25 protein-coding genes are annotated in these 20,738 nt (G+C 51.0%); 1 reads left to right on the top strand and 24 read right to left on the bottom strand.

Annotation, left to right across the window (positions count from 1 at the left end; all coding sequences use genetic code 11):
- The 4 genes from ACYUJT_RS11750 to ACYUJT_RS11765 are packed head-to-tail and all read right to left on the bottom strand — an operon-like array spanning nt 1 to nt 2,190.
- The gene (locus tag ACYUJT_RS11750; protein WP_460322078.1) at nt 1–423 is read right to left on the bottom strand and encodes a methylglyoxal synthase; all 423 of its coding nucleotides are present in this window, start codon (nt 421–423) and stop codon (nt 1–3) included.
- 44 nt (nt 424–467) lie between these two features.
- Nucleotides 468–1,271 (bottom strand): 4-hydroxy-tetrahydrodipicolinate reductase, encoded by an 804-nt coding sequence (dapB, locus tag ACYUJT_RS11755; RefSeq protein ID WP_460322081.1) that lies wholly within the window; start codon nt 1,269–1,271, stop codon nt 468–470.
- Nucleotides 1,272–1,291: 20 nt separating this feature from the next.
- Nucleotides 1,292–1,825 (bottom strand): tetratricopeptide repeat protein, encoded by a 534-nt coding sequence (locus ACYUJT_RS11760; RefSeq protein WP_460322084.1) that lies wholly within the window; start codon nt 1,823–1,825, stop codon nt 1,292–1,294.
- Nucleotides 1,826–1,881: 56 nt separating this feature from the next.
- Nucleotides 1,882–2,190 carry a nucleotide pyrophosphohydrolase gene (locus ACYUJT_RS11765; protein WP_460323276.1) on the bottom strand — a complete coding sequence of 103 codons (309 nt, stop codon included), beginning with the start codon at nt 2,188–2,190 and terminating at the stop codon, nt 1,882–1,884.
- Nucleotides 2,191–2,439: 249 nt separating this feature from the next.
- On the opposite strand from ACYUJT_RS11765, the gene ACYUJT_RS11770 reads away from it, so the two are divergent.
- A complete protein-coding gene (locus ACYUJT_RS11770) occupies nt 2,440–3,309 on the top strand; it encodes a YitT family protein (RefSeq protein ID WP_460322086.1) in 870 nt (289 codons plus the stop codon).
- A gap of 49 nt (nt 3,310–3,358) precedes the next feature.
- Here the strand turns inward: ACYUJT_RS11770 and ACYUJT_RS11775 are convergent, their stop codons facing one another.
- The 20 genes from ACYUJT_RS11775 to trpE form a co-directional block, all read right to left on the bottom strand.
- Nucleotides 3,359–4,258, bottom strand: a complete 900-nt coding sequence (locus ACYUJT_RS11775) for a sporulation protein YpjB (protein ID WP_460322088.1) — start codon at nt 4,256–4,258, stop codon at nt 3,359–3,361.
- A gap of 55 nt (nt 4,259–4,313) precedes the next feature.
- Entirely contained in the window at nt 4,314–4,940 is a 627-nt protein-coding gene (locus ACYUJT_RS11780; RefSeq protein WP_460322090.1) for a DUF1405 domain-containing protein, read from the bottom strand.
- Nucleotides 4,941–5,042: 102 nt separating this feature from the next.
- Nucleotides 5,043–5,915: a c-type cytochrome gene (locus ACYUJT_RS11785; protein ID WP_460322092.1), complete on the bottom strand. Its 873-nt coding sequence runs from the start codon at nt 5,913–5,915 to the stop codon at nt 5,043–5,045.
- A 22-nt stretch (nt 5,916–5,937) separates the two neighbouring features.
- The gene (qcrB, locus tag ACYUJT_RS11790) at nt 5,938–6,609 is read right to left on the bottom strand and encodes a menaquinol-cytochrome c reductase cytochrome b subunit (protein WP_016311825.1); all 672 of its coding nucleotides are present in this window, start codon (nt 6,607–6,609) and stop codon (nt 5,938–5,940) included.
- 16 nt (nt 6,610–6,625) lie between these two features.
- Entirely contained in the window at nt 6,626–7,168 is a 543-nt protein-coding gene (locus ACYUJT_RS11795; protein ID WP_460322096.1) for a Rieske 2Fe-2S domain-containing protein, read from the bottom strand.
- 185 nt (nt 7,169–7,353) lie between these two features.
- Entirely contained in the window at nt 7,354–7,776 is a 423-nt protein-coding gene (locus ACYUJT_RS11800; RefSeq protein WP_460322098.1) for a DUF2487 family protein, read from the bottom strand.
- An 80-nt stretch (nt 7,777–7,856) separates the two neighbouring features.
- The gene (locus ACYUJT_RS11805) at nt 7,857–8,054 is read right to left on the bottom strand and encodes an IDEAL domain-containing protein (protein WP_460322100.1); all 198 of its coding nucleotides are present in this window, start codon (nt 8,052–8,054) and stop codon (nt 7,857–7,859) included.
- Between the two features lie 15 nt (nt 8,055–8,069).
- A complete protein-coding gene (locus tag ACYUJT_RS11810) occupies nt 8,070–8,573 on the bottom strand; it encodes a gamma carbonic anhydrase family protein (protein ID WP_460322102.1) in 504 nt (167 codons plus the stop codon).
- 94 nt (nt 8,574–8,667) lie between these two features.
- Nucleotides 8,668–9,756: a hypothetical protein gene (locus ACYUJT_RS11815; RefSeq protein WP_460322104.1), complete on the bottom strand. Its 1,089-nt coding sequence runs from the start codon at nt 9,754–9,756 to the stop codon at nt 8,668–8,670.
- A 92-nt stretch (nt 9,757–9,848) separates the two neighbouring features.
- The gene (locus ACYUJT_RS11820; protein ID WP_460322106.1) at nt 9,849–10,451 is read right to left on the bottom strand and encodes a histidine phosphatase family protein; all 603 of its coding nucleotides are present in this window, start codon (nt 10,449–10,451) and stop codon (nt 9,849–9,851) included.
- Nucleotides 10,452–10,566: 115 nt separating this feature from the next.
- Nucleotides 10,567–11,169, bottom strand: coding sequence for an anti-sigma factor (locus ACYUJT_RS11825; protein ID WP_460322109.1), 603 nt, complete (start codon nt 11,167–11,169; stop codon nt 10,567–10,569).
- Entirely contained in the window at nt 11,166–11,759 is a 594-nt protein-coding gene (locus ACYUJT_RS11830; protein ID WP_460322111.1) for an RNA polymerase sigma factor, read from the bottom strand. Before ACYUJT_RS11830 ends, ACYUJT_RS11825 begins: the two co-directional genes overlap by 4 nt.
- A 447-nt stretch (nt 11,760–12,206) precedes the next feature.
- Entirely contained in the window at nt 12,207–13,307 is a 1,101-nt protein-coding gene (locus ACYUJT_RS11835) for a prephenate dehydrogenase (RefSeq protein ID WP_460322114.1), read from the bottom strand.
- 52 nt (nt 13,308–13,359) lie between these two features.
- Nucleotides 13,360–14,457, bottom strand: coding sequence for a histidinol-phosphate transaminase (gene hisC / locus ACYUJT_RS11840; RefSeq protein ID WP_460322116.1), 1,098 nt, complete (start codon nt 14,455–14,457; stop codon nt 13,360–13,362).
- Nucleotides 14,458–14,481: 24 nt separating this feature from the next.
- On the bottom strand, nt 14,482–15,303 hold the full coding sequence (gene trpA / locus ACYUJT_RS11845; RefSeq protein ID WP_460322119.1) for a tryptophan synthase subunit alpha: 822 nt from the start codon (nt 15,301–15,303) through the stop codon (nt 14,482–14,484).
- Nucleotides 15,300–16,499, bottom strand: a complete 1,200-nt coding sequence (trpB, locus tag ACYUJT_RS11850) for a tryptophan synthase subunit beta (RefSeq protein WP_460322121.1) — start codon at nt 16,497–16,499, stop codon at nt 15,300–15,302. The genes trpA and trpB overlap by 4 nt, the downstream gene beginning before the upstream one ends.
- A complete protein-coding gene (locus tag ACYUJT_RS11855) occupies nt 16,496–17,164 on the bottom strand; it encodes a phosphoribosylanthranilate isomerase (protein WP_460322123.1) in 669 nt (222 codons plus the stop codon). Before ACYUJT_RS11855 ends, trpB begins: the two co-directional genes overlap by 4 nt.
- A 29-nt stretch (nt 17,165–17,193) precedes the next feature.
- Complete coding sequence (gene trpC / locus ACYUJT_RS11860; protein ID WP_460322125.1) at nt 17,194–17,997, bottom strand: indole-3-glycerol phosphate synthase TrpC; 804 nt, start codon at nt 17,995–17,997, stop codon at nt 17,194–17,196.
- Nucleotides 17,987–19,027 carry an anthranilate phosphoribosyltransferase gene (trpD, locus tag ACYUJT_RS11865; protein ID WP_460322127.1) on the bottom strand — a complete coding sequence of 347 codons (1,041 nt, stop codon included), beginning with the start codon at nt 19,025–19,027 and terminating at the stop codon, nt 17,987–17,989. Before trpD ends, trpC begins: the two co-directional genes overlap by 11 nt.
- Nucleotides 19,028–19,051: 24 nt before the next feature.
- The gene (gene trpE / locus ACYUJT_RS11870; RefSeq protein WP_460322129.1) at nt 19,052–20,605 is read right to left on the bottom strand and encodes an anthranilate synthase component I; all 1,554 of its coding nucleotides are present in this window, start codon (nt 20,603–20,605) and stop codon (nt 19,052–19,054) included.
- Between the last annotated feature and the right edge of the window lie 133 nt (nt 20,606–20,738).

The raw sequence follows: 20,738 nt of genomic DNA on the forward strand, positions 1-20,738 counted from the left end.
TCATTTCGGTAACCCCGGCTTGTTCTGCTCCACCAGCTCGCGCCAGGCGAAATCGCCCCGGTCGAGTGCCCGAATTAGGATTTCCGCGGTCGCCATGTTTGTAGCCACGGGGATGCCGTGCACGTCGCAAAGACGAAGCAATGCCGTAATATCCGGCTCATGTGGCTGCGCCATAAGCGGATCACGCAGAAAAATAACGAGATCCATCTCATTTTGTGCAATCAGAGCGCCGATCTGCTGATCTCCGCCGAGCGGTCCGGACAGGAATCGGTTAATTTCGAGGCTCGTGCTTTCCATGATCCGCGCTCCAGTCGTTCCCGTCGAATATAGTTTCTTATCCCTGAACACATGCTCATAGGCGATGGCCAGGTTAACGATATCTTCTTTCTTTCGATCGTGAGCTATAAATGCGATGTTCATCATGTGCGTTTTCTCCTTTTTGAGCAGCATCTCTTATAAGTCCGCTATCAGTCTACAAAATGCTCAAAGCCGTAAATCAAGCCCTCATATTCGAGAACTTTGTGGATCGCAAGGTTGACTCCCGGCATATATCCGGCGCGTTCGTAAGAATCATGACGAATCTTCAATGTCTGGCCGAATCCGCCGAAGATGACCTCCTGCTGAGCGAAGATCCCCGGAAGGCGGACGCTATGGATGCGGAAGCCGTTATAGTAGCCGCCTCTAGATCCCTCGATCGTCTCTTCCTCGTTCGGATTGCCTTGGCGCAGCTCCTCGCGGTTCATGGCGATTAATTCTGCAGTCTTCACCGCAGTTCCAGAAGGAGCGTCTAATTTCTGATCCCCATGATATTCGATAATTTCAAGGTGAGGAAAATATTTGGCCGCCTGGGCAGCAAATTTCATCATCAGGATGGCCCCAATAGAGAAGTTAGGCGCAATCAGCCCGCCGATGCCTCGCTCCTGACACTGCTTGTCCAAATCCTCGATTTGCTCCGGGGTGAAGCCCGTCGTTCCGATAACCGGACGTACCCCATGCTTGATCGCATGCAACGTATTGGAATAAGCCGATTGCGGCGTCGTGAAATCGACCAGCACCTGAGGCTTGCCCTCCACGAGCGCCAGCTCCAAATCCTTGCTCAGCGTCACGCCGCAAGCGGGAAGACCGACTAATGTACCTGCATCCATGCCTTCATCCGATAAATTCACGGCTGCCACCAGACGTAAATTCGGATCTTCAAGAACCATTTTCACTACTTCCTTACCCATTCTGCCGCCAGCTCCAGCAACAGCCACTCTAATTTGCTCAGTCATTCGTAATTACCTCACATTTCCTAGGATGATGATTGATTGATCTTGGATGCGAACCGTTGTTCCAAATGTTGAAGTTGCTTTGTAATAGCCTCGTCCTGTGGAAGCAGCATAGCCTCCCGGACGGCTCGTAAAGCAAGCGTGTACTGCTGCAATTCACCGTAAGCTACCGACAGCCATAGCTGAGCGATGACCGACAACGGGTCCAGTTGAACCGCCCGCTCCAAGAGAGCAACCGCGGTTTTGGCCGACCTGCGTACAGGATCCTGGGATTTCTCCACCAGTTTCTTCGCCATGAGTGTCAATTCCTTGGATTGCAGCCGGTCATAATGCGATTTATATTCCTTATGGGCGGGTTCTAGCGTGGCAGCCAAACGGGCATGATGAATCGCTTTCTCCAGTTGACCGCTGCGCGCGCAAGTAATCGACAAGCGATAATGGATGTCCGCATTGTCCTGTCCTTCAGCCAGCGCCTGCTCGAACCAGTGAATCGCTCCCTCAAAGTCATTATCAAAAATGCTGCGATAAGCCTTCTGCAAATTTTGATCAACCTGCATATGCTGTCTCCCCCCATAATAAGGGCTGAAATTACTACAGCATATGACAGTGTGGTCTAATCGGTGTCCTTTTTGGTCCAACGACCAGCATCGCGGGTATTAAATTTATGCATAACCTTATTATGCGCTTCCGTTAGGTCAATGCCCAGCGAATTCGCGAAGCAAATCGTAATGAATAATATATCGCCTAGCTCCAGTTCGATGGAATTGTCTGCTTCCTCCGGCTTCTTCGGCTTCTCGCCGAAGCGATGATTCACTTCCCGGGCCAGCTCGCCGACCTCTTCGCTCATCCGGGCAAGCATGCTCAGCGGACTGAAGTAGCCTTCTTTGAACTGCGATATGTATGCATCTACTTCCCGCTGCATTTCCGACAGTGTTTTCTCTTGCAATGCCTATGCCTCCCCGTCTTTACTCAGGTTTTAACCCTATGTTATCGTAAAGACGTTTTGAAAACAAATCATTTTTTAATCGCCGTGCAAAAGGTATACTATATGAGTTGAACAACGAACATTGCCGGAGAATCGACTAAATTCAACGATCATCAATACTTCCTCTTCATATAGGTGAAAATATGAAGACCACGCAATTTACTTTTAATCAGGTGAGGGATTTTAATGAGAACTCTTAAACTGGCAAACTATTTGCGCACAATACTTCCCATCATGCTGGGGACAGCGATTTATGCATTCGGACTGCTCTACTTCATTATACCGAACCAATTGATGGAAGGCGGGATTACTGGCATAACCATCCTGCTTAACTATGCGTTCGGTATTTCCCCTTCCATCTCCAACCTAGTGCTGAATATCCCTTTATTTTTGTTGGGATGGAAAATATTAGGAGGGCGCTCGATCATTTATACGGGGCTCGGCATCGCATCATTGTCTTTTTTCCTCTGGATGTTCGAAAATATGATCCGCACCGGCTGGATCAGCCCCTTTACGACCGAGCATGATTACATTCTTGCCTCCCTTTATGCCGGGGTTACGCTCGGAGCTGGTCTTGGTCTCGTTTTCCGCTTCGGGGGCACGACTGGGGGCTCAGACATCATCGCCAGAATACTCGGCCGCAAATACGGTTGGAGCATGGGACAAGTCATTTTAAGCCTAGACGTGATCATTATCGGCTTGTCTCTGTTCTATATCCGTGAGGAGAACATTTTATATACACTGGTTGCCGTCTTTATCGCCTCCAAGGTTATCGACTTCATTCAAGAGGGTGCCTATTCTGCCCGGGCCTTTACCATCATCAGCGACTTCGCTCCTGAAATCGCCGACATCATTACGAAAGAAATGGAACGAGGCGTTACGCTTATCCCGGCGGTTGGCGCCTACTCCAAGCAAGCCAAGCATGTCGCTTACTGCGTCGTTTCGAGACAGGAGATGCGCCGGTTGCGGGCGATTGCCAAATCTGTAGACCCTAGGGCTTTCATCATCATCAACGATGTTCATGACGTCCACGGAGAAGGTTTTAAAGAAGATTAGCCCCGCTTCGAGTGGAAGCAGGGCTAACAGAAACCTTTTGCTTATTTAGCTATTCATCCCGTCTAAAGAACGATCCGCCATTTCCCTTGGGCCTTTGCACTGGAGAAACGGCTTGTTCGGCTTGGTATTTGCGCATCGCTGTATAAGTTAGCGCCAGCATGATCCAACCGCCGATCAGAGCGCTCCAGTACCAGGGACTTTTTATCCCCACGATCGGCAAAAAGACGGGTTCATTGCCCCTGCGCCCAAACAGCTCCTGCAGCAGCGGCCCCCCCTGATCAATCGCTCCCTTTAGCGCCGTCTCATCCCAGGAAGCCTCGCCTCCGAGCCGCTCCACATAGGACAGCCATGAATCGAATTTATTCACGTCTGCAGAATCCCGTTGAATGACCGCCGCCGGCCTGATTATCTCGTAATTCTTTTGCAAGGATTGCAGCGCTTCCTTGAATTCCGTCCGGTTACCGCCGGAGCGCGCCTTTCCCATATGCTGCATGCTGCTGAACATCACTTTATAGTATTGCTGCCACAGCGCATCCCGTTTATGCGTCAAGCTGTTTACAGCCAGCCTTAGCCGAGCAGACGTCTCGATCCATGCTTCAGGCGACAGCTTCACCCGGTTGATCGTTTCCCTTGTATCCATGATGCATTCTGCCAAGGCATGGATGCCATCTACAGAAGTCACCCCGCGAAACGACAACCCCTCGAGAGTCTGGATTAACTGATCCATTTCCTGGTGAGCCGCCGAGGTATCTCCTTGCTGCATGACATTGTATAAGCGCTCTGTCACGGCTTCAAAGCTCCTCAACCTCTCATCCCGTTCCTTTGTAGACAATACTGTAGAATCGCTCTTCATGGCCGCAGCCATGCCCGGAGACTGCACTGCCCAGCATACGATCAACATTGCAGACAACAGCATGAATAGCCCTCGCCATTTCTTATCCCGCGTCACGGACATCCCCCCTTACCAATCATGGTATGGCAAGCTGTCCCGCCTTAGAACCGGCTTATACTCTTTTGGCCGCTCGCATGGCAATCCAACCGGCTGCTATGCTGGCTCCCGTCAATCCCACTGTAAAGACCGCCACATTGCCTACGTCGTCCCAAAGCGCCTGCGGCAGCCAAGGATAGACGCCGAACGAATAATCAATGAAATCATTAAGGAATGTCCAGGCCCCGGCTGCAAGCAGCATGACCGTGCCGTATTTGAAGAAACGGACGAAGAGCAGCGCTTCAACCGCCATGGCCAGATGGGAGGCCACCAGCATCCAATCCTGCCATACCAGTACCTCGCCCTGATAAGCACCCGCGAATATAATACTAACCGCCCATACGCCATACTTAACGCTCGTCACCACAGCTAAAGCTTCTATTAAAGTACGGATCCGGTAATGCTTCGACAAAGCGTTCGGGAACATAAGGAACAGCAGTGCCAGTGTAAAAAACAAGCTCGCCGTCGGGCTATCCGGCACAAAAGGAATCAACCAGTGCGGATAATTGGCCCACGTCTCCCGAAGCTGAGCTTCGTACCATATGTATCCATATATTGTTCCCAGCAGATTACTTATGAACAAAGCCCATAAAATGAACCGGCTCGTCAGAAATTCCCGGCTCCATAACATTGACAGCCTCAACTTTCATGCTCCTTCCATGCAGCATGTTCGCACAGCCACACTTGTCCTTGGAAACCAAAAACCTGATCGACGCTGCGATCAGGTTTTGATTTTATTTCTATTTTACTGTTCGGCTTTTTGTTTCGCAAGCCATTCGGCCAAGTGGTCGATCTCTTCATCGGACAAACCTGCCTTGGTCGCAGTTTCATACATTGGCGGCATCGTCTTATAGCCTTCGTGGATGATGGTCAGAATCTCATCCTTGCTATGCTTGTCGCCGATTCCACGCAATGACGGAGCCGCAGTTCCCTTCAAGTCAGCAGCATGGCAGTTAATGCAGGTTGCTTTCTTGTAGGTCTCCATCGCCGGATCATCTTTATCCACGATGGCCACTTCCTTCTGCCGAATGGCGTTCGAAGTAGGCAAGCCTTGTTCCCGTTTTTCCCTAGCCTCTTCTTCGCGCTGAATATGCTCAGGCTTCGCGCCCGAAGCTTCCAGCTCATTCGTGTAATGCGTCCAAGCCACGTTCGTCAAATAAACGACTGCTGCTAGCGATAGGATCATCAACGATGAAGCGATTGGACGGCGATAGAAGCGGCGCTCCTTCCCGCGATCGAGGAACGGAGCAAGCATTAAGCTGCCGAAAGCTACGCCAGGAATACCGAGCGTTCCGAGCACAACCCAGTCTCCCGATGCGTAAGGATATTTGAGGTACTGGTACAGGAATAGGAAGTACCAGTCCGGCATCGGAATGACCGACGCGCTTGGGTTAGCCGGATAACCGAGCGGAGCGGGCTCCGAAATGGTCAGTACGAGAAACCCTACAAGCACGACGACCCCGACCATCCATTCTTTTAACAAAAAGTTCGGAATAAACGCCTCCGATTTGCCCGGATATGCCGTATAATCGGGAGGAGTGATAAATCCGTTACCCTTGCGTACGCGCGAATCGCCGACAAATACGACTTTTTCTTTCGATTTGTCTACGTGAGCCATGTTAGTGCCTCCCTTCTTAATTTTATAGCGGACCGGAAATACCCTGTCTGCGGATCATAATAAAGTGTCCTACCAGAAGGATAAGCAACACGGCCGGAAGGAAGAACACGTGAATAGCGAAGAACCGAGTAAGCGTCTCAGCCCCTACAATGGTACCGCCTTGTAGCAGTTCTTTAATGACAGGTCCAAGAACCGGTACAGAGTTAGCTATTTCTAATGTAACTTTCGTTGCAAAGTACGCTTTGTTGTCCCATGGCAGCAAATAACCGGTCAGACCGAGTCCGATCATGACGAAGAAGATAAGCATGCCCACGACCCAGTTCATCTCCCGCGGCGCCTTATAGGAACCCGTGAAGAATACCCGGAGCGTGTGAAGGAACATCATCACGATAACCAAGCTCGCCCCCCAGTGGTGCATACCGCGGACGATTTGGCCGAATGCGACCTGAGTCTGCAAGTATTCCACACTGGCGTAAGCATTAATAATGTCAGGAACGTAATACATTGTAAGAAACATTCCCGACAAAATCTGGATTACAGTTATAAAGAACGTCAATCCGCCGAAGCAATACACGAAAGCGGAGAAGTGATGCGCAGGGTTAACGTGTTCGGGAACCTCGTGATCCGCAACATCTCTCCAAATCGGCGTGATATCAAGACGTTCATCAATCCAGTTGTACACATTTTTAAACATCCGAATCTACGCCTCCTTATTTCACGATCGTATTCGGGATAATATCACCCAAATAGACCCAATCATCCTTCAGCATGACCTTGTATTCGTCAAGCGGAGCGGACGCAACAGCGAGTTGCTTGCCCTCTTTCGTGTAATGCGCGCCATGACAAGGACAATGGTACTGCTCAGGAAAATTCGCATTAGTGTTCCAGCCGATCGTGCAGCCCAAATGCTTACAGATCGGTGAAAGCGCATAAATTTTGCCGCTCTCATCCTTGCGGATCCAAGCGACGAGTGATGCTGTGCTCAAATACCAGCCATCCTGCTGCTGCAGTTCAAATGTGAATTCCTGCGGCTCGTTTGTGATCTTGCTTACTTCAACAACCTTAACAAACGAACCCTCGCCTTTCTTGTGCAGAATCGGGTCTACGGCAAAACGTACCATAGGCAGCGCTGCACCCCCTACCATAAAAGCGGTAGCGCCCCCCAGCGTATATGTAAGAAACTGCCGACGGGACATTTCCTTACGTGTAGGCGGTTTATGCGATGATTCATGCTCGTCGTTATGAATGCTCATACTGTCTCCAACCCCCTTTGCAAGCCAATTCTCTCTCCCGTTTCAATGATAAATCTCACATGTTTTGGTAAGACATATTAATAATATATTAGGGTACTGAGAGCGTCAAGAATATCCGTCGTCTTTTTACACCCCCGGCGCTCAACGAACGTATAAAATGTTGATAATTTGTCACAATTGACGATTTAGCCCTGCTGCCACATTTGTTGGATTTTTCTGCCTATGGCAGCACTCGCTTCGGTACCCTCAAGTCCCTCAAATTCGCTAGCGGCAACGATTACATCAGCATTGGGAATATAATCGGCCGACAGCTGGACATCGGCAGACACGACGATGATATAAGTAAAGCCGGATAACTTGACATTATGACAAATTTCATTTACTTGCGACAAAATATTCTGCCTGCCATATTGAAAAGAAGGATATGTAACCACTCTTCCCTTGAATGGAATCTCGATCCAATCCATGACGTCTCTTAACCTCTCTAGCGCTTCGGTCACTTCATGTGGCTGCTCACTCCCAGTAAGGCCGGTGACCGGAATGAGGCAGGTATCGAGATACGGCCGCAGTTCTTCCCAGGATGCTGCCTCGATTTCACTGAATTTCATAAGTATCCCCTTCCTAATTTCCTTTAAACATTATATACAAAGGCTGCCGCCAAATAAAAGCTTCAAAAAAAAGAATGCCGTTAACGGCATTCCTTCATATCCTCCAGCGCTTTCAGCTCTTCTGTCAAAGCTCGAAAGGCTTCCTCGTCACCCTTGGCCAAAGCGGAATCTATTTCACTGTAAATTTGCTCGGAACGGTGTTTGCGCAGAGCTTCATCCCATATCATCTCCGCGGCTAGGCCAAGCATCACTTCGTAAGTAACCTTCATCTGATCCATAGGATGCACCTCCAACTAGATCCTGTATTCTTTTCCCTTCACAACATAGCTGTCGGTCGTCAGTTTCATTCGCTGCAAATCTGCTTCCGTAAGTTCGCGGACAACCCTTGCCGGTGAGCCCAAAGCAAGCGTATAAGGTGGTATGACTGTATTTTCCGTAACTAAAGAACCTGCTCCTATTAAAGCATATTCACCGATAGCTGCTCCGTTTAAGATGATAGCCCCCATGCCGATTAAAGTGCCTTTGCCTATGTGGCAGCCGTGAATGATCGCAGCATGGCCGACAGAGACTTCGTTTTCGACGATTAAGGGCTGCCCGGTATTGACATGGCCTATAACGCCATCCTGGAGATTGGTTCTTTCTCCAATTACGATTTGTGCCAAATCTCCTCGAAGCACCGCATTGAACCAAACGCTGCTCTCTTTGCCGATGGTTACGTCACCGATTAGCTTTGCGCCTTCCGCAACGAATACTGAAGTATCCACTACAGGCTGTTTTCCCTGATAATTCAGTAACAAGTTAACCACTCCTCCGCCTTGAATTGGGAGTGATTGTAACAGCATGATTTGTCATTGTCAATGTGCGGGACAGGCCATTTCATCTCAGGTGCATTTATCGCTTTAGCAGCTGCTGAACGCAGTGCTTCCCAAAAGGGGTTGTCTGAACAAGCCTTTCGCGGGCATCGTCTTCTCCGAGCCGCAGCATACCGAGATGCAGCATCATGCGCAGAATGCGCTCTTCGAAAATAGACTCGGGCGTGTCGTAATAAAATGGTTTGATCAGAAGCTTCATTTGCGCAAGCAACGAAACTGTCGTTACCCATTCGCTGGAGCAGCGCTCTATCCAATAGACCAGAGAGAGCAAGTTAGGGATAGGCCCTTTATAAAGTCTTAACCAAAAGCTAACAAACTGTATCATCGATTCCTGCTTATTCTCCGCAAGGAACGCACTGCCGTTAGCGGTGAGGACCAATAAGCCGCCTTCCTCCCTTATCCATTTCATGTGGTAGGCGTAATCATAAAGCAGCGCCAGCCGGTTCGGATAATCCTTGAACCTTCGCCCATATCCGAACCTCCAGCCCTTGCCCACCTGCGGCTCCGCCACGTGAAGCTTCTCCATGAGCTGCATCTGGTTTCTACGGTACATGACGCCCTCGGAATTCAACGGAATTTCGTGATGATACACGTAATCCAGCAGTTCTCTCAAATCTTTCGGGAGCAAATCGTATTCCTCCCTATAAACCGCCGGTTCCGTATCCGCCAGTTTGACGGCTGATTTAAACCGTGACTCCAGCGATGTTCTGAAACGCCGCTTCAAGTCCTCGGGCACCTCGTACAAGTACTTCGTGCTTGCGGTTGAACCGTTAAACAGCCATCCACGCTGCCTGAATCTAGTGATGACATCCCTGGGGCTCTCGCGGTCTTTGGCGTCCTGCGTGAAACGGGACTGCTGAGCACAGGCGATCAATTCTTCCAAGCTGAACTGGCGTCTCCCGTCAAATAGCAGCCGATTCAGAAAGCGCAAATCTTCCAAACTCAATTGATCGAGATGCTGCTCGATAAACTCTCTGCTCCCGACCGTCTGCAGAATCGACTGAATCAGATCTCGTTTGGAGTTTCCGTTGCAGTCGCATTGGTAATGATCCGCTATTCTGCTAAGCTGTCCGATATCGGCAAAAGTGAGCATATCCGCCAAGTCCATATTTTACCGCCTCGCTGTTTTACTACCATTATGGGAAAATTTGCGGCTTTTATTCCGGATTTACAAAAAAAATAACCCGCTATATCGCCGGGTTATTTCGAATCCTTCAAGTTTTCTTCTAAATGCTTCGTGCAGTTATATAGCTGCATGTCCCAATCCTGTTCCTTCTTCTCCAGGATCGTAAGCGACAGGTTGCCAATACGCTCCGTGTATTTATTATCAAATAAAGCAATATATAACTGGGCCAAAAGCGCCCCATGGGAAATGATAAGAATTCGCTTATCCGGATAACGCTCGCCTAGCTCTTCCATAAATTCGAGGGCGCGCCGCCGGATGTTGTCTTCCTTCTCCTGTCCAAGGTCCAGCACGTGCCAATCGTTCCCCCATAGCGTCTCCCTCTCCTCCGAGGTTAAGCCTTCAATTTGGCCGAAGGCCCGCTCCATTAATCTGGAATCAGGGTCGTATAACGGGATTTCCAAAATCTCAGCAATGATTGCGCCAGTCTCCTGGGCGCGCGATAATCCGCTCGTAATAATAAAGTCCCATGGCCGCTCGCCTCTCTCGCGTTTAAGCCTCTCAGCGAGCATAAGGGCCTGTCTCCGCCCCTCATCATTGAGCGGGATATCGCTTTGACCTTGAATTTTCCCAGCCGCATTCCAATCTGTTAGTCCATGACGAATTAATCCGACAATCATGTTGAACCTCCGCATACTTTGCTTCGTTTGAACAGTAATATAATATAATCTTGCCTCTAAAAACAAGCGCTTCTTCACGCTGATAGGTGAAGAAGCGCTTAAACTGCTATTGAAATTATCTCTTTACCCGGCGTATGCCACGGTAAGAGATCAACGCCAGAACCATGCCTGCCATCGATAGGACCATCCAGTACTGCGGATAGGCAGGACCCATTTGCATGACAAAGGGCTCTACGATCCCGCGCGATACGTTCGATAGGTCAAATATGGGCAGCTCCGCCGAGGAGCCCATATCCTCCGTGATTACAACAGGCTTAAGCACGCCCGTAGCCGGTTTGATCGATTCGTTGCTCTGGCCGTATCCGCCGATCAGGAATACGAGGAAGCTGCACAAGAATACTGCCAGGAAACAGGCGGACCAAATTGACACTCGTCGTCTGATCCGATTGGTAACTTTGCTATGCTCGCCGCCAGGAGCAAGCCAAGGCGACTCCGCATAGATGCGATCCATGACTTTGCGGTTCACCCGCTCTGCTTCATCTGCTGACAACTCCAGCGGCAGTTCATGGACCATTTCCATGCTCTCCTGCCATACGGAATATTCAGCCGCACAGTATTCGCAGCCCAAAATATGCCATTCCAGCATTTTACGCTGGGGATCATGATCCGGCAAGTCGGGTATTAATCCGAACAACTCTTGGGCCTCTCTACAATTCATCTGCTTTTCATCCCTTCATACGGCTCGTAAATCTGTTCATAAAAGTAGGGTTCAAGCTGACTTTTCACGCTGCTGCGTGCACGGAATAACAGAGATTTCACTGCGCTTACGCTTTGGCCCAGCACACTCGCGATCTCTTGATAATCCAATTGATCATACTCGCGAAGTATGAGCGCCGACCTCTGCTTCTCCGGAAGGTTATTAATCGCTTCGCGCACCAATTCAACCTTCTCGCTCCGCAATATCGCTTGCTCCGGTGCAAGCTCGTTAGGCGCTACCGGCACAACGCCGCTCTCTTCCAGCGGCACGCTTCCAGCACGCTGCTTGCGCAGCTCGCTAAGCACGGTATTTCTAGCGATCGTGTACAACCAGGTTGAGAATGATGCATCCACTTCACGGAAGGAGTTCAGACTCCGAAATGCTTTATAGAACGTTTCCGAGCATAAATCTTCTGCGAGCAGCTCCATATGAGCGCTCTTCAACATGTGATAGATAAAGGCCAATATTTTGCGCTGATATCTCCGCATCAATTCCGAGTACAGCTCTGTATTGCCTTCCTTAATTTCACGAATCATTTGGGAATCCGTCATTTGAGTGCGATCCTCCTCGCCCATCCATGTGCTTCTTCCCGTTCGATTCTCTCTTCATTATTACCGAACAGGATCCAAAAAGTTGCGGTTTCAAGCCATATAATTTCAAAAACCAAATTATTTCTGAATTAGCAGGCGTCTATACAATCCTTGAATATTATACCATAGATTTTTGATTTGAAAAATAACTGCTATGTAACCGCCGACTATATCCTAAACGTAATCAGCAGACAAAAGGTTGCATAAATTTAACAATCCTTTAAAAGGCAAAAAAAAAGACCACTTCGTAAAGTGGCCACTGCTCAATTTAGAGCAACAGTTATTGGATAGGAGTGGAGAGAAACCATACTGTAGTTCTATTATATTGTATACGTTTTCATTCTGTCAACACTATTTTTTAAATCGCTTTCATTTACATTTGGCAGTAGGTGCAATGCACCTACGCCCCTATACATACACCTTGTAATTTAAAGACTGCAAATGCTGCTTCGCCCGTTCCATTTCAGCTTCTTGGCGGAACGATAAGCGCATGACCCCAGGAACGTCCTCCCGGCTCTCAATAATTTGCATGTTGCTGAGGTTGATATGCTGATCGCCGAGCTGTGTCGCAATTTGCCCAATGATTCCCGGATGATCCGGCACATCGATATAAATATCATACAGAGATGTAATTGCCCCTTTGCGCCGCTCCGGAAGTTCGTTGCGGAATTGGTTGGCGGTCATGAACGCCGCCTCGATGCCCTCTCCGTCCCGCGATTCCAGCAAATGAATGAACCCTTCGACTTCGCAGTTCCAATCCTTCAGCAAAGTCAGCAGAATATCCCGGTTGCTCAAAAGGATATCACGCCAAATGACCGGATCGCTTGAAGCGATTCGCGTAATGTCCCGAAATCCGCCTGCGGCCAGCAATCGGTACAGGCCGTCTGCGTCCGCATTGTTATAAGCGCGGATTTGATTGACGAGTGCTACCGCAATAATATGCGGCAAATGACTGATCGCACCGACAATCTCATCATGCAGCACCGGGTCTACCCGCACGATTTGCGCCTTAGTATGGGAAAGCAGTTCCTCCAGTCGCTGGTAGGAATCCTCAGGGACATCCTCCGAAGGAGTCAACACATAATACGCATTCTCAAATAACAGCAAGGAAGCAGCCTCGACGCCGGAACGCTCCGATCCGGCCATCGGGTGGCCGCCGATGAAATGGATTCCCGGACGGCTAAGCATCGCCGCGCAGGCGGCTACCGAAGCTTTCGTACTGCCGACGTCCGTAATAATGCATCCCGGTTTGAGCGGAAGCTCGCTGAGCTTCCGCAGATACGGCTCTAAACTACCTACGGGAACGCACAAAAAAATGAAGTCGGCGTCGCACGCCGCTTCTTCCATAGATAAAGTCACGGCGTCGACGACGCCGCGATCCATAATTCTTCGTTGGGATTCCGGGCGATGACTGTGCCCAACGACGGTTAAGCCGGGCTTGCCTTTGAGGCAAAGCGCCAGCGAACCGCCGATCAATCCTACTCCGAATATAGCTACTTTAATTGACATGAATTCTCACTCGATTTCTACGATTAGGATTTAATACGCGCTCCTTCAGGAACTAGACCTGCACCTGACTTTTCTTCAGGACCTGCTCCAGAGCGGCGATAAACTTCACGTTCTGTTCTTTGGTTCCTACGGTGACGCGAATATAGTCCGGGTACTTGCTAAAGCCAGAGCGGATGATGATACCCAGCTTCATCATATCCTGAAACACTTCCCCTCCTGGCCTGTTGACCTGAACCAGCATGAAATTGCCATGTGCCGGAAAATAGGCCAATCCGAGCCGATCGAACTCTGCGCTCAAATAGCGAATCCCTTGGGCATTCTTATCCCGGCATTCCTTTACGAAATCAGAGTCTGCGATAGAGGCCTTGGCAGCCGCTTGACCAAAGCGGGACGTATTGAACGGCTCGCGAACGCGATTAATCAGCTGGATCACCTCCGGCTGTCCAACGCCATAACCGATCCGCAAGGAAGCAAGACCGTAAATTTTAGAAAAAGTCCGCAGGACGATTACGTTTGAATATTTACCAAGCAGGCTAATTCCGTCCGTGTAGGAAGCATCAGTTACATATTCCGCATAAGCCTCGTCAAGCACGACGAGCACATGGCCCGGAACGCGGTCAAGGAACGATCTCAAAGCATCGTCTCCGACGATGGTTCCTGTCGGATTGTTTGGATTGCAGATCCATACGATCTTGGTCTTCTCGCCCACCTTGGCCAGCATGCCTTCAAGATCATGTGTGCCATCCTGCAGCGGAACTTCGATAATCGTCGCCCCTTCGATGCGCGAGTTCGTATCGTAAACGGAGAAGGTTTGATCAGCCATTACCGTTTCGTCCCCAGGAAGCAGGAATGCGCGGCAGATCAAAGCGATAACTTCATCGGACCCACAGCCGAAAATGATCTGTTCCTTGCTTACTCCAAGACGCTCTGCAAGCACCTTGGTCAATTCCGCAGAGCTACCGTCAGGGTACTGCGTTATGTTGGCCAGCTCTGCTTCAATCGCTGCGCGAACGCGCGGGGAGCAGCCATATGGATTTTCATTGGAGGCCAGCTTAATGACTTCCTCCAGGCCTAATTCCTTCTTCACTTCCTCAGCAGGCTTGCCTGGCTGATAAACAGGAAGATTGACTATTCGGGATTTTGGCAGCATCAGAAGTTCCTCCTTCAATAACAGCTATGATTTTAATTGTGCCACAAAGTCGCGGATTTGCAATAATCCTTGCGACTTTGTTTCAGGATTTTGCAGGAGAGGAATGGATTCCTCGATTTTACGCACGATCGCGCTGCCGATGACCACCCCGTCGCAAATTTCCGAGAAACGGCGCACCTGCTCACGGCTGGAGATTCCGAAGCCGATCGCCACAGGCAATTCCGTCTGTTCCCTGACCGAATTGATAAACTGCTCGATCCCCTCGAAGAACGACGATCTTTCCCCGGTAACACCAACCGAAGATACACAGTAAATGAAACCGCGGGCCGAAGACATAATGCGCGCGATACGATCGTTAGAAGTCGGCGCAACGAGCGGCACGAGCCGAATATTGGCCGCATCCGCAAGAGCAAGCACTTCTCCCGATTCTTCAAAAGGCAAGTCAGGGATAATCAGCCCGCTGATCTCCGCCTCCTGCAGCATGGAGAAGAAGCGATCCAATCCGATTTGCAGGGCCGGATTATAGTAAGTAAACAATACGAACGGCATCGTCACGCCGCGTTCCTTGGCCTTCCGCGCCGTATCGAGGCACGTCTCAATCGTGATGCGGTGCACGAGAGCTCGCTCGGAAGCACGCTGAATGACAGGGCCGTCGGCCAGGGGATCCGAATACGGAACACCAAGCTCCACAATATCAGTCCCTGCTTCCTGCAGGGCAACAAGTATATCCACAGTCGTATCCGGATCCGGGTCGCCAACCGTAATAAAAGGCATGAGCGCCGTTTGGCCCTCGGCCCGTAGCCGCTCGAAAGTCATGTCAAGTGCGTTAGTTGCCGCAGCATTCATGATTGCTTCGCTCCTTCCGTATAAGCCATGATCGACTCGACGTCTTTATCCCCGCGCCCTGACAGGCAAATAACGATAATCTCATCTTCGCTCATCGCAGGCGCCAGCTTCACGACCTGGGCCACGGCATGGGCGGACTCCAGCGCGGGAATAATGCCTTCGGTTCGGCTTAAGAGCCCTAGTGCGTCAAGCGCCTCCGCATCGGTGATCGGTACGTACTTCGCCCGCTGGATATCTTTCAAATACGAATGCTCGGGACCGACGCCGGGATAATCAAGACCCGCCGATATGGAATGCGCGGGCAGCACTTGCCCGTGCTCATCCTGCAGCAGGTAACTCATGGAGCCTTGGAATACCCCTCTCGTTCCCTTTGTCATCGTTGCTGCATGATACTCTGTATCCACTCCACGGCCAGCCGCCTCGACGCCAATCAATTGGACGGAAGTATCCGCAACGAAAGGATAGAACATGCCGATCGCGTTACTGCCGCCGCCTACCGCAGCGACGAGCATATCCGGAAGCCGTCCTTCCGCTTCGAGGATTTGCCGGCGTGTCTCATCGCCGATAATCCGCTGAAAATTCCGCACCATCATCGGATAAGGATGCGGACCCGTAGCCGAGCCGAGGATATAGAACGTATCTGCAACGTTGGCTACCCAGTAGCGCAGCGCTTCGTTGCAGGCATCCTTCAGCGTCCGCGTACCGGACAGCACGGGCACTACCTCGGCCCCAAGCAGCTTCATGCGGAATACGTTAAGCTGCTGGCGCTTCGTATCCTCCTCTCCCATGAACACTTTGCATTCCAACCCGAGCAAGGCTGCCACCGTCGCTGTCGCTACGCCATGCTGCCCCGCGCCCGTCTCCGCGATAACCTTGTTCTTGCCCATCCGTTTGGCCAGCAAGGCTTGCCCGATCGCGTTATTGATTTTATGGGCCCCGGTATGGTTCAGGTCTTCACGTTTCAAATATATTTTGGCTCCGCCCAAATGCTCTGTTAGCCGCTGAGCATAATAAAGCGGAGTTTCCCTGCCTGAATACTGCTTTAGCAAATAACGAATATCCTCCAGAAATTCGGGATCATCCTCGTATTTGCGGTAAGATTCCTCCAGTTCGATGAGCGCGTTCATTAATGTCTCAGGCACATATCGGCCGCCAAAGGGACCAAAGCGCCCCTGTTCGTCAGGTACTTGCGTCATTTCCCTTTCACCCTCTCCACGAATGCTGTGATTTTAGTTATATCTTTTACCCCGTCTGTTTCTACGCCGCTGGAGACATCAACCCCGTCAGGTTCAAGGCAACCGATCAGTTCCTCTACATTGCCGGGATGAAGTCCGCCTGCAGCCAAAAACTCTATCCCATGCTGGTTGGCCCAAGCCTTGTATGGCTCAGCGCGCTCCCAAGCGAAGGTCTTGCCCGAGCCCCCGCCGTAGAGCGGGTCATACGTATCCAGCAACAAGCCGTCAATGACACCTTCATAGCCAGCCAAGGGCTGCTCATGATGGATCGAGCCGTCATCCTTGACGGACAGTGCTTTGAATATTTTCACCCCGAACGCCTGCTTCACTTCCCGGCAGTAGTCTGGCGTCTCCGAGCCATGAAGCTGGATTATATCGAGAGGAGCCTCCGCTAAGATTCGCGAAAGCTCCGGCAAAGTCGGATTAACGAACACGCCGACGCTGGACGGCGCCGTTCCCGTGATCCATTCCTGAAGTATGGGAATTAATTCAGCAGCCTGAGCCCCGCTGACCTGGCGCTTACTCTTGGCGAATACAAAGCCAATGTAATTTACAGGTAAGTGTACCATAGATTTTAGCACTTCAACGGATTGAAGTCCACAAATTTTTACCGCAGTACTGCCCATGTGCTTAGACTCCCTTCTATTGGCAAAGATTACCGTCCAACCCGGCTCGATGACCCCATGACGTTATTTACGGCCTGCTCCACATTCTCGTGGCGCATAAACGTCTCCCCGATGAGAACGCCCTTGGCACCGCAGCCCGCCAAAAATGAAATATCCTCCGGCGTTTGAATGCCGCTCTCGCTAATGAGTGTGATATCTGCAGGCACCTGCTTCGCCAATTCTGCGGTCACCTGCAGCGTCGTCTCGAACGTCTTCAAATTCCGGTTGTTGATCCCGATCAGCTTTGCCGTATTGAGGCTGAGAACACGCTCCAACTCGACATAGTCATGGACCTCAACCAAGGAATCCAGTCCGAGCGAAGATGCGACCTGCAAATAATCCCTGAGTTGGGCATCGTCCAAAATTGCAGCGATCAGCAGCACAGCATCCGCCCCAAGCAGCCTGGCTTCGAAAATTTGCCGTTCGTCGATAATGAAATCTTTGCGCAGCAGCGGCAGCTTCACAGCCTTCCGGATCGCCTGCAAATATTCACCGCTCCCCTGAAAGTAAGCTTCATCCGTAAGTACGGAAATGCAATCCGCTCCGGCCGCCTCATAACTGCGGGCAATTTCTACCGGATGGAAGTCCGCTCGAATCAAGCCTTTGGATGGAGATGCCTTCTTCACTTCGGCAATCAAGCCCATCTCCCTGTTCCGTCCTTCTGCCAATGCCCGGTGAAACCCTCTCGTCGGTTCCATGTCCGCAATGAGACGCTCCGCTTCATTTATTGAAAAATGCGCCGCAAGCGCAGTAACCTCCTGCCGTTTCGTTTCCACAATTTTATCAAGATACATAGCTCAGCGCCTCCGTAGTTTTAATAAGCTCCTCCAGTTTACCATACGCTTTGCCTGAATCGATCGATTCCGCGGCGATAACGACGCCCTCGCGAATGCTGTCCGCAAGGCCGGATACATAAATGCATGCACCGGCATTGGCCAACACGACATCCCGGTAAGCGCTCTTCTCTCCCTGCAGCACGCGGCGAATGATATCCGCATTTGCAGCCGGATCCCCGCCCATCATTTCGCTAAGCGGGTAAGTTCCCAGCCCTAGATCGCTCGGGTTCAAATCATAAGTCGTCACAGTCCCGTTTCTCAATTCCGATATGCGCGTCGCGGAAGAAATGCTGATCTCATCCAGGCCTTCATGGCTCGTCACGACGAGCGCGCGCTTTAGCCCAAGCTCCCTTAATACTTCTGCGACAGTCTCCGTTTTCTCCATATCATAGATACCCAGCACCTGACGATCCGCTCCAGCTGGATTCGTCAGCGGGCCAAGCATATTAAATATGGTTCGTACGCCCAGTTCCTTGCGCGGGGCCGCCGCATATTTCATCGACGGGTGATACAGCTGGGCGAAGAGGAAGCAAATGCCTATATCGTCGAGGCAATGCTTCGCCTGATCCGCGCTCAGGTGTATATTGACCCCGAGCGCTTCTAGCACGTCCGCGCTCCCGGCACGGCCCGAAGCCGAACGGTTGCCATGCTTGGCAACTCGGACGGATACCGAGGAAGCCACAATGGCGGAGGTCGTCGAAATATTGAACTTGTGTATGCCGGAGCCACCAGTACCGCATGTGTCGAGCAGTTGCTTCGTTTCCGTTTGCAGCCGGTTGGCATGGCTGCGCATCACTTCCGCAAACCCGGCGATCTCATCGACCGTCTCTCCTTTTATGCGAAGAGCCATCAGAAGCCCGCCGATCTGGGCATGCGTCATTTCACCGTTCATCAACAATTCCATGACCCCGCGGGCTTCCTCCCGCTTCAAATTCTGACCTTGTATCAAACGGTTAAGCACCGATTGCAGCATTTCCTGTCCGCTCATAGTCCCTTCCTCCTCATCCTTTGTTTAAGGGGTATACTCATACAAATAATCTTGGTTAATGACCGCTTCATCGCCCAATTCCGTCGGGAACATCACTTCAGCGGTCCGAATCGCCTTCAGCAGCGCCTTCGCCTTGTTCATCGATTCCTGATATTCATTCTCCGGCAGCGAATCCCAGACGACTCCGCCCCCGGCCTGTACATAAGCTTTGCCATGCTTAAAGACGATCGTCCGAATCGTAATGCAGGAGTCGATATTGCCGGAAAAACCGAGGTACCCGATCGCTCCGGCATAGGTGCCGCGGGCTTCCCGTTCCAACTCAGCGATGATTTCCATCGCCCGCAGCTTCGGAGCCCCCGATACCGTTCCTGCCGGAAGACAAGAAATGAAGGCATCAAAGAAATCCTTGTCACTCCGCAGCTTGCCGGACACTTTGGAAACCATGTGCATAACGTGAGAATACCGCTCGATGTCCATGTAGTTCTCGCATTTCACGGTGCCGAATTCGGATACGCGCCCGAGATCGTTTCGTCCAAGATCGACGAGCATCACATGCTCGGCACGCTCCTTCTCATCCTGCAGCAAATCCACCTCCAGCGCCGCGTCTTCCTCTGGCGTCGCTCCTCTCGGCCGCGTTCCGGCGATAGGCCGTGTCTCTACACGCTCGCCCTCGACCTTCACAAGTGCCTCCGGAGAAGTGCCGACGATGATCTCCTCGCCCATTTTCAAATAATACATATACGGGGACGGATTCATCGTACGCAGCACTCGGTAGACGTGAAGCGGATCAACCGCCGTCTCGATGTGAAAACGCTGGGACAGCACCACTTGAAAAATATCCCCGGCACGGATATACTCTTTGCCTTTCTCCACCATATCGAGGTATTGCTGCTTGGTCATATTCGACTGAATTTCTCCCAGCTCGACATCTCCGGGAACCGGCCTGCGATTTAAGCGTTCGCCCGGCCCTTCATCCAGCAGCAGATCCGCCATTTCATCCAGCGCCTGCTGCGCCTGATGATAGGTGCGGCGAATATCTTCGTCGCTATCGCCCTCTTGGACATGGACATTAGTTACGAGCAAAATGTGCTGCTTGACGTGATCGAACACGATCACCCGGTCGCAGAACATAAATTGAATGTCCTGCATGTTCATATCGTCGACTTTATGGGCCGGGAGCTTCTCGTAATACTGCAGCAAATCGTATCCGAAAAATCCGATCGCCCCGCCCGTAAACGGCGGCAGCTCCGGCAGCTCCGGGCTGCGGTATTTTCGCAGGATCGCTTTCAGCTCTTCCAGCGGCTTGCCGGGCAGCTCTGTCTGCTCGCCTGCTTGCTCAACGACCACCTTGCCCTTCTTCGCCTTGACCATCATGAAAGGATCGGTTCCGATGAAGGAATATCTGGCCCATTGAATTCCTCCCTCTACACTTTCCAGCAGAAATGCCTGATCCCGCTGGGCAACCCGGCGAAAAATACGGATCGGCGTCTCCATGTCAGCCAGCAGCGGACGTACTACGGGGATTAAATTGTATTGCTTGGCCAGTTTGATTACCTCTTCTACATGCGTGGTTATCATGTCCTTCACTTCCTTTTCCTCAACATTTATGGTGCTTCAGTGCGATGCTTCGAGCTTGCTGTTTCAAATAAAAAAACCTCTACCGAAGTAGAGGTTTGGATAGACTCGCAAGTATTATACTGCTACGCAGATA

The sequence above is a fragment of the Paenibacillus sp. YSY-4.3 genome (genome assembly GCF_054767475.1).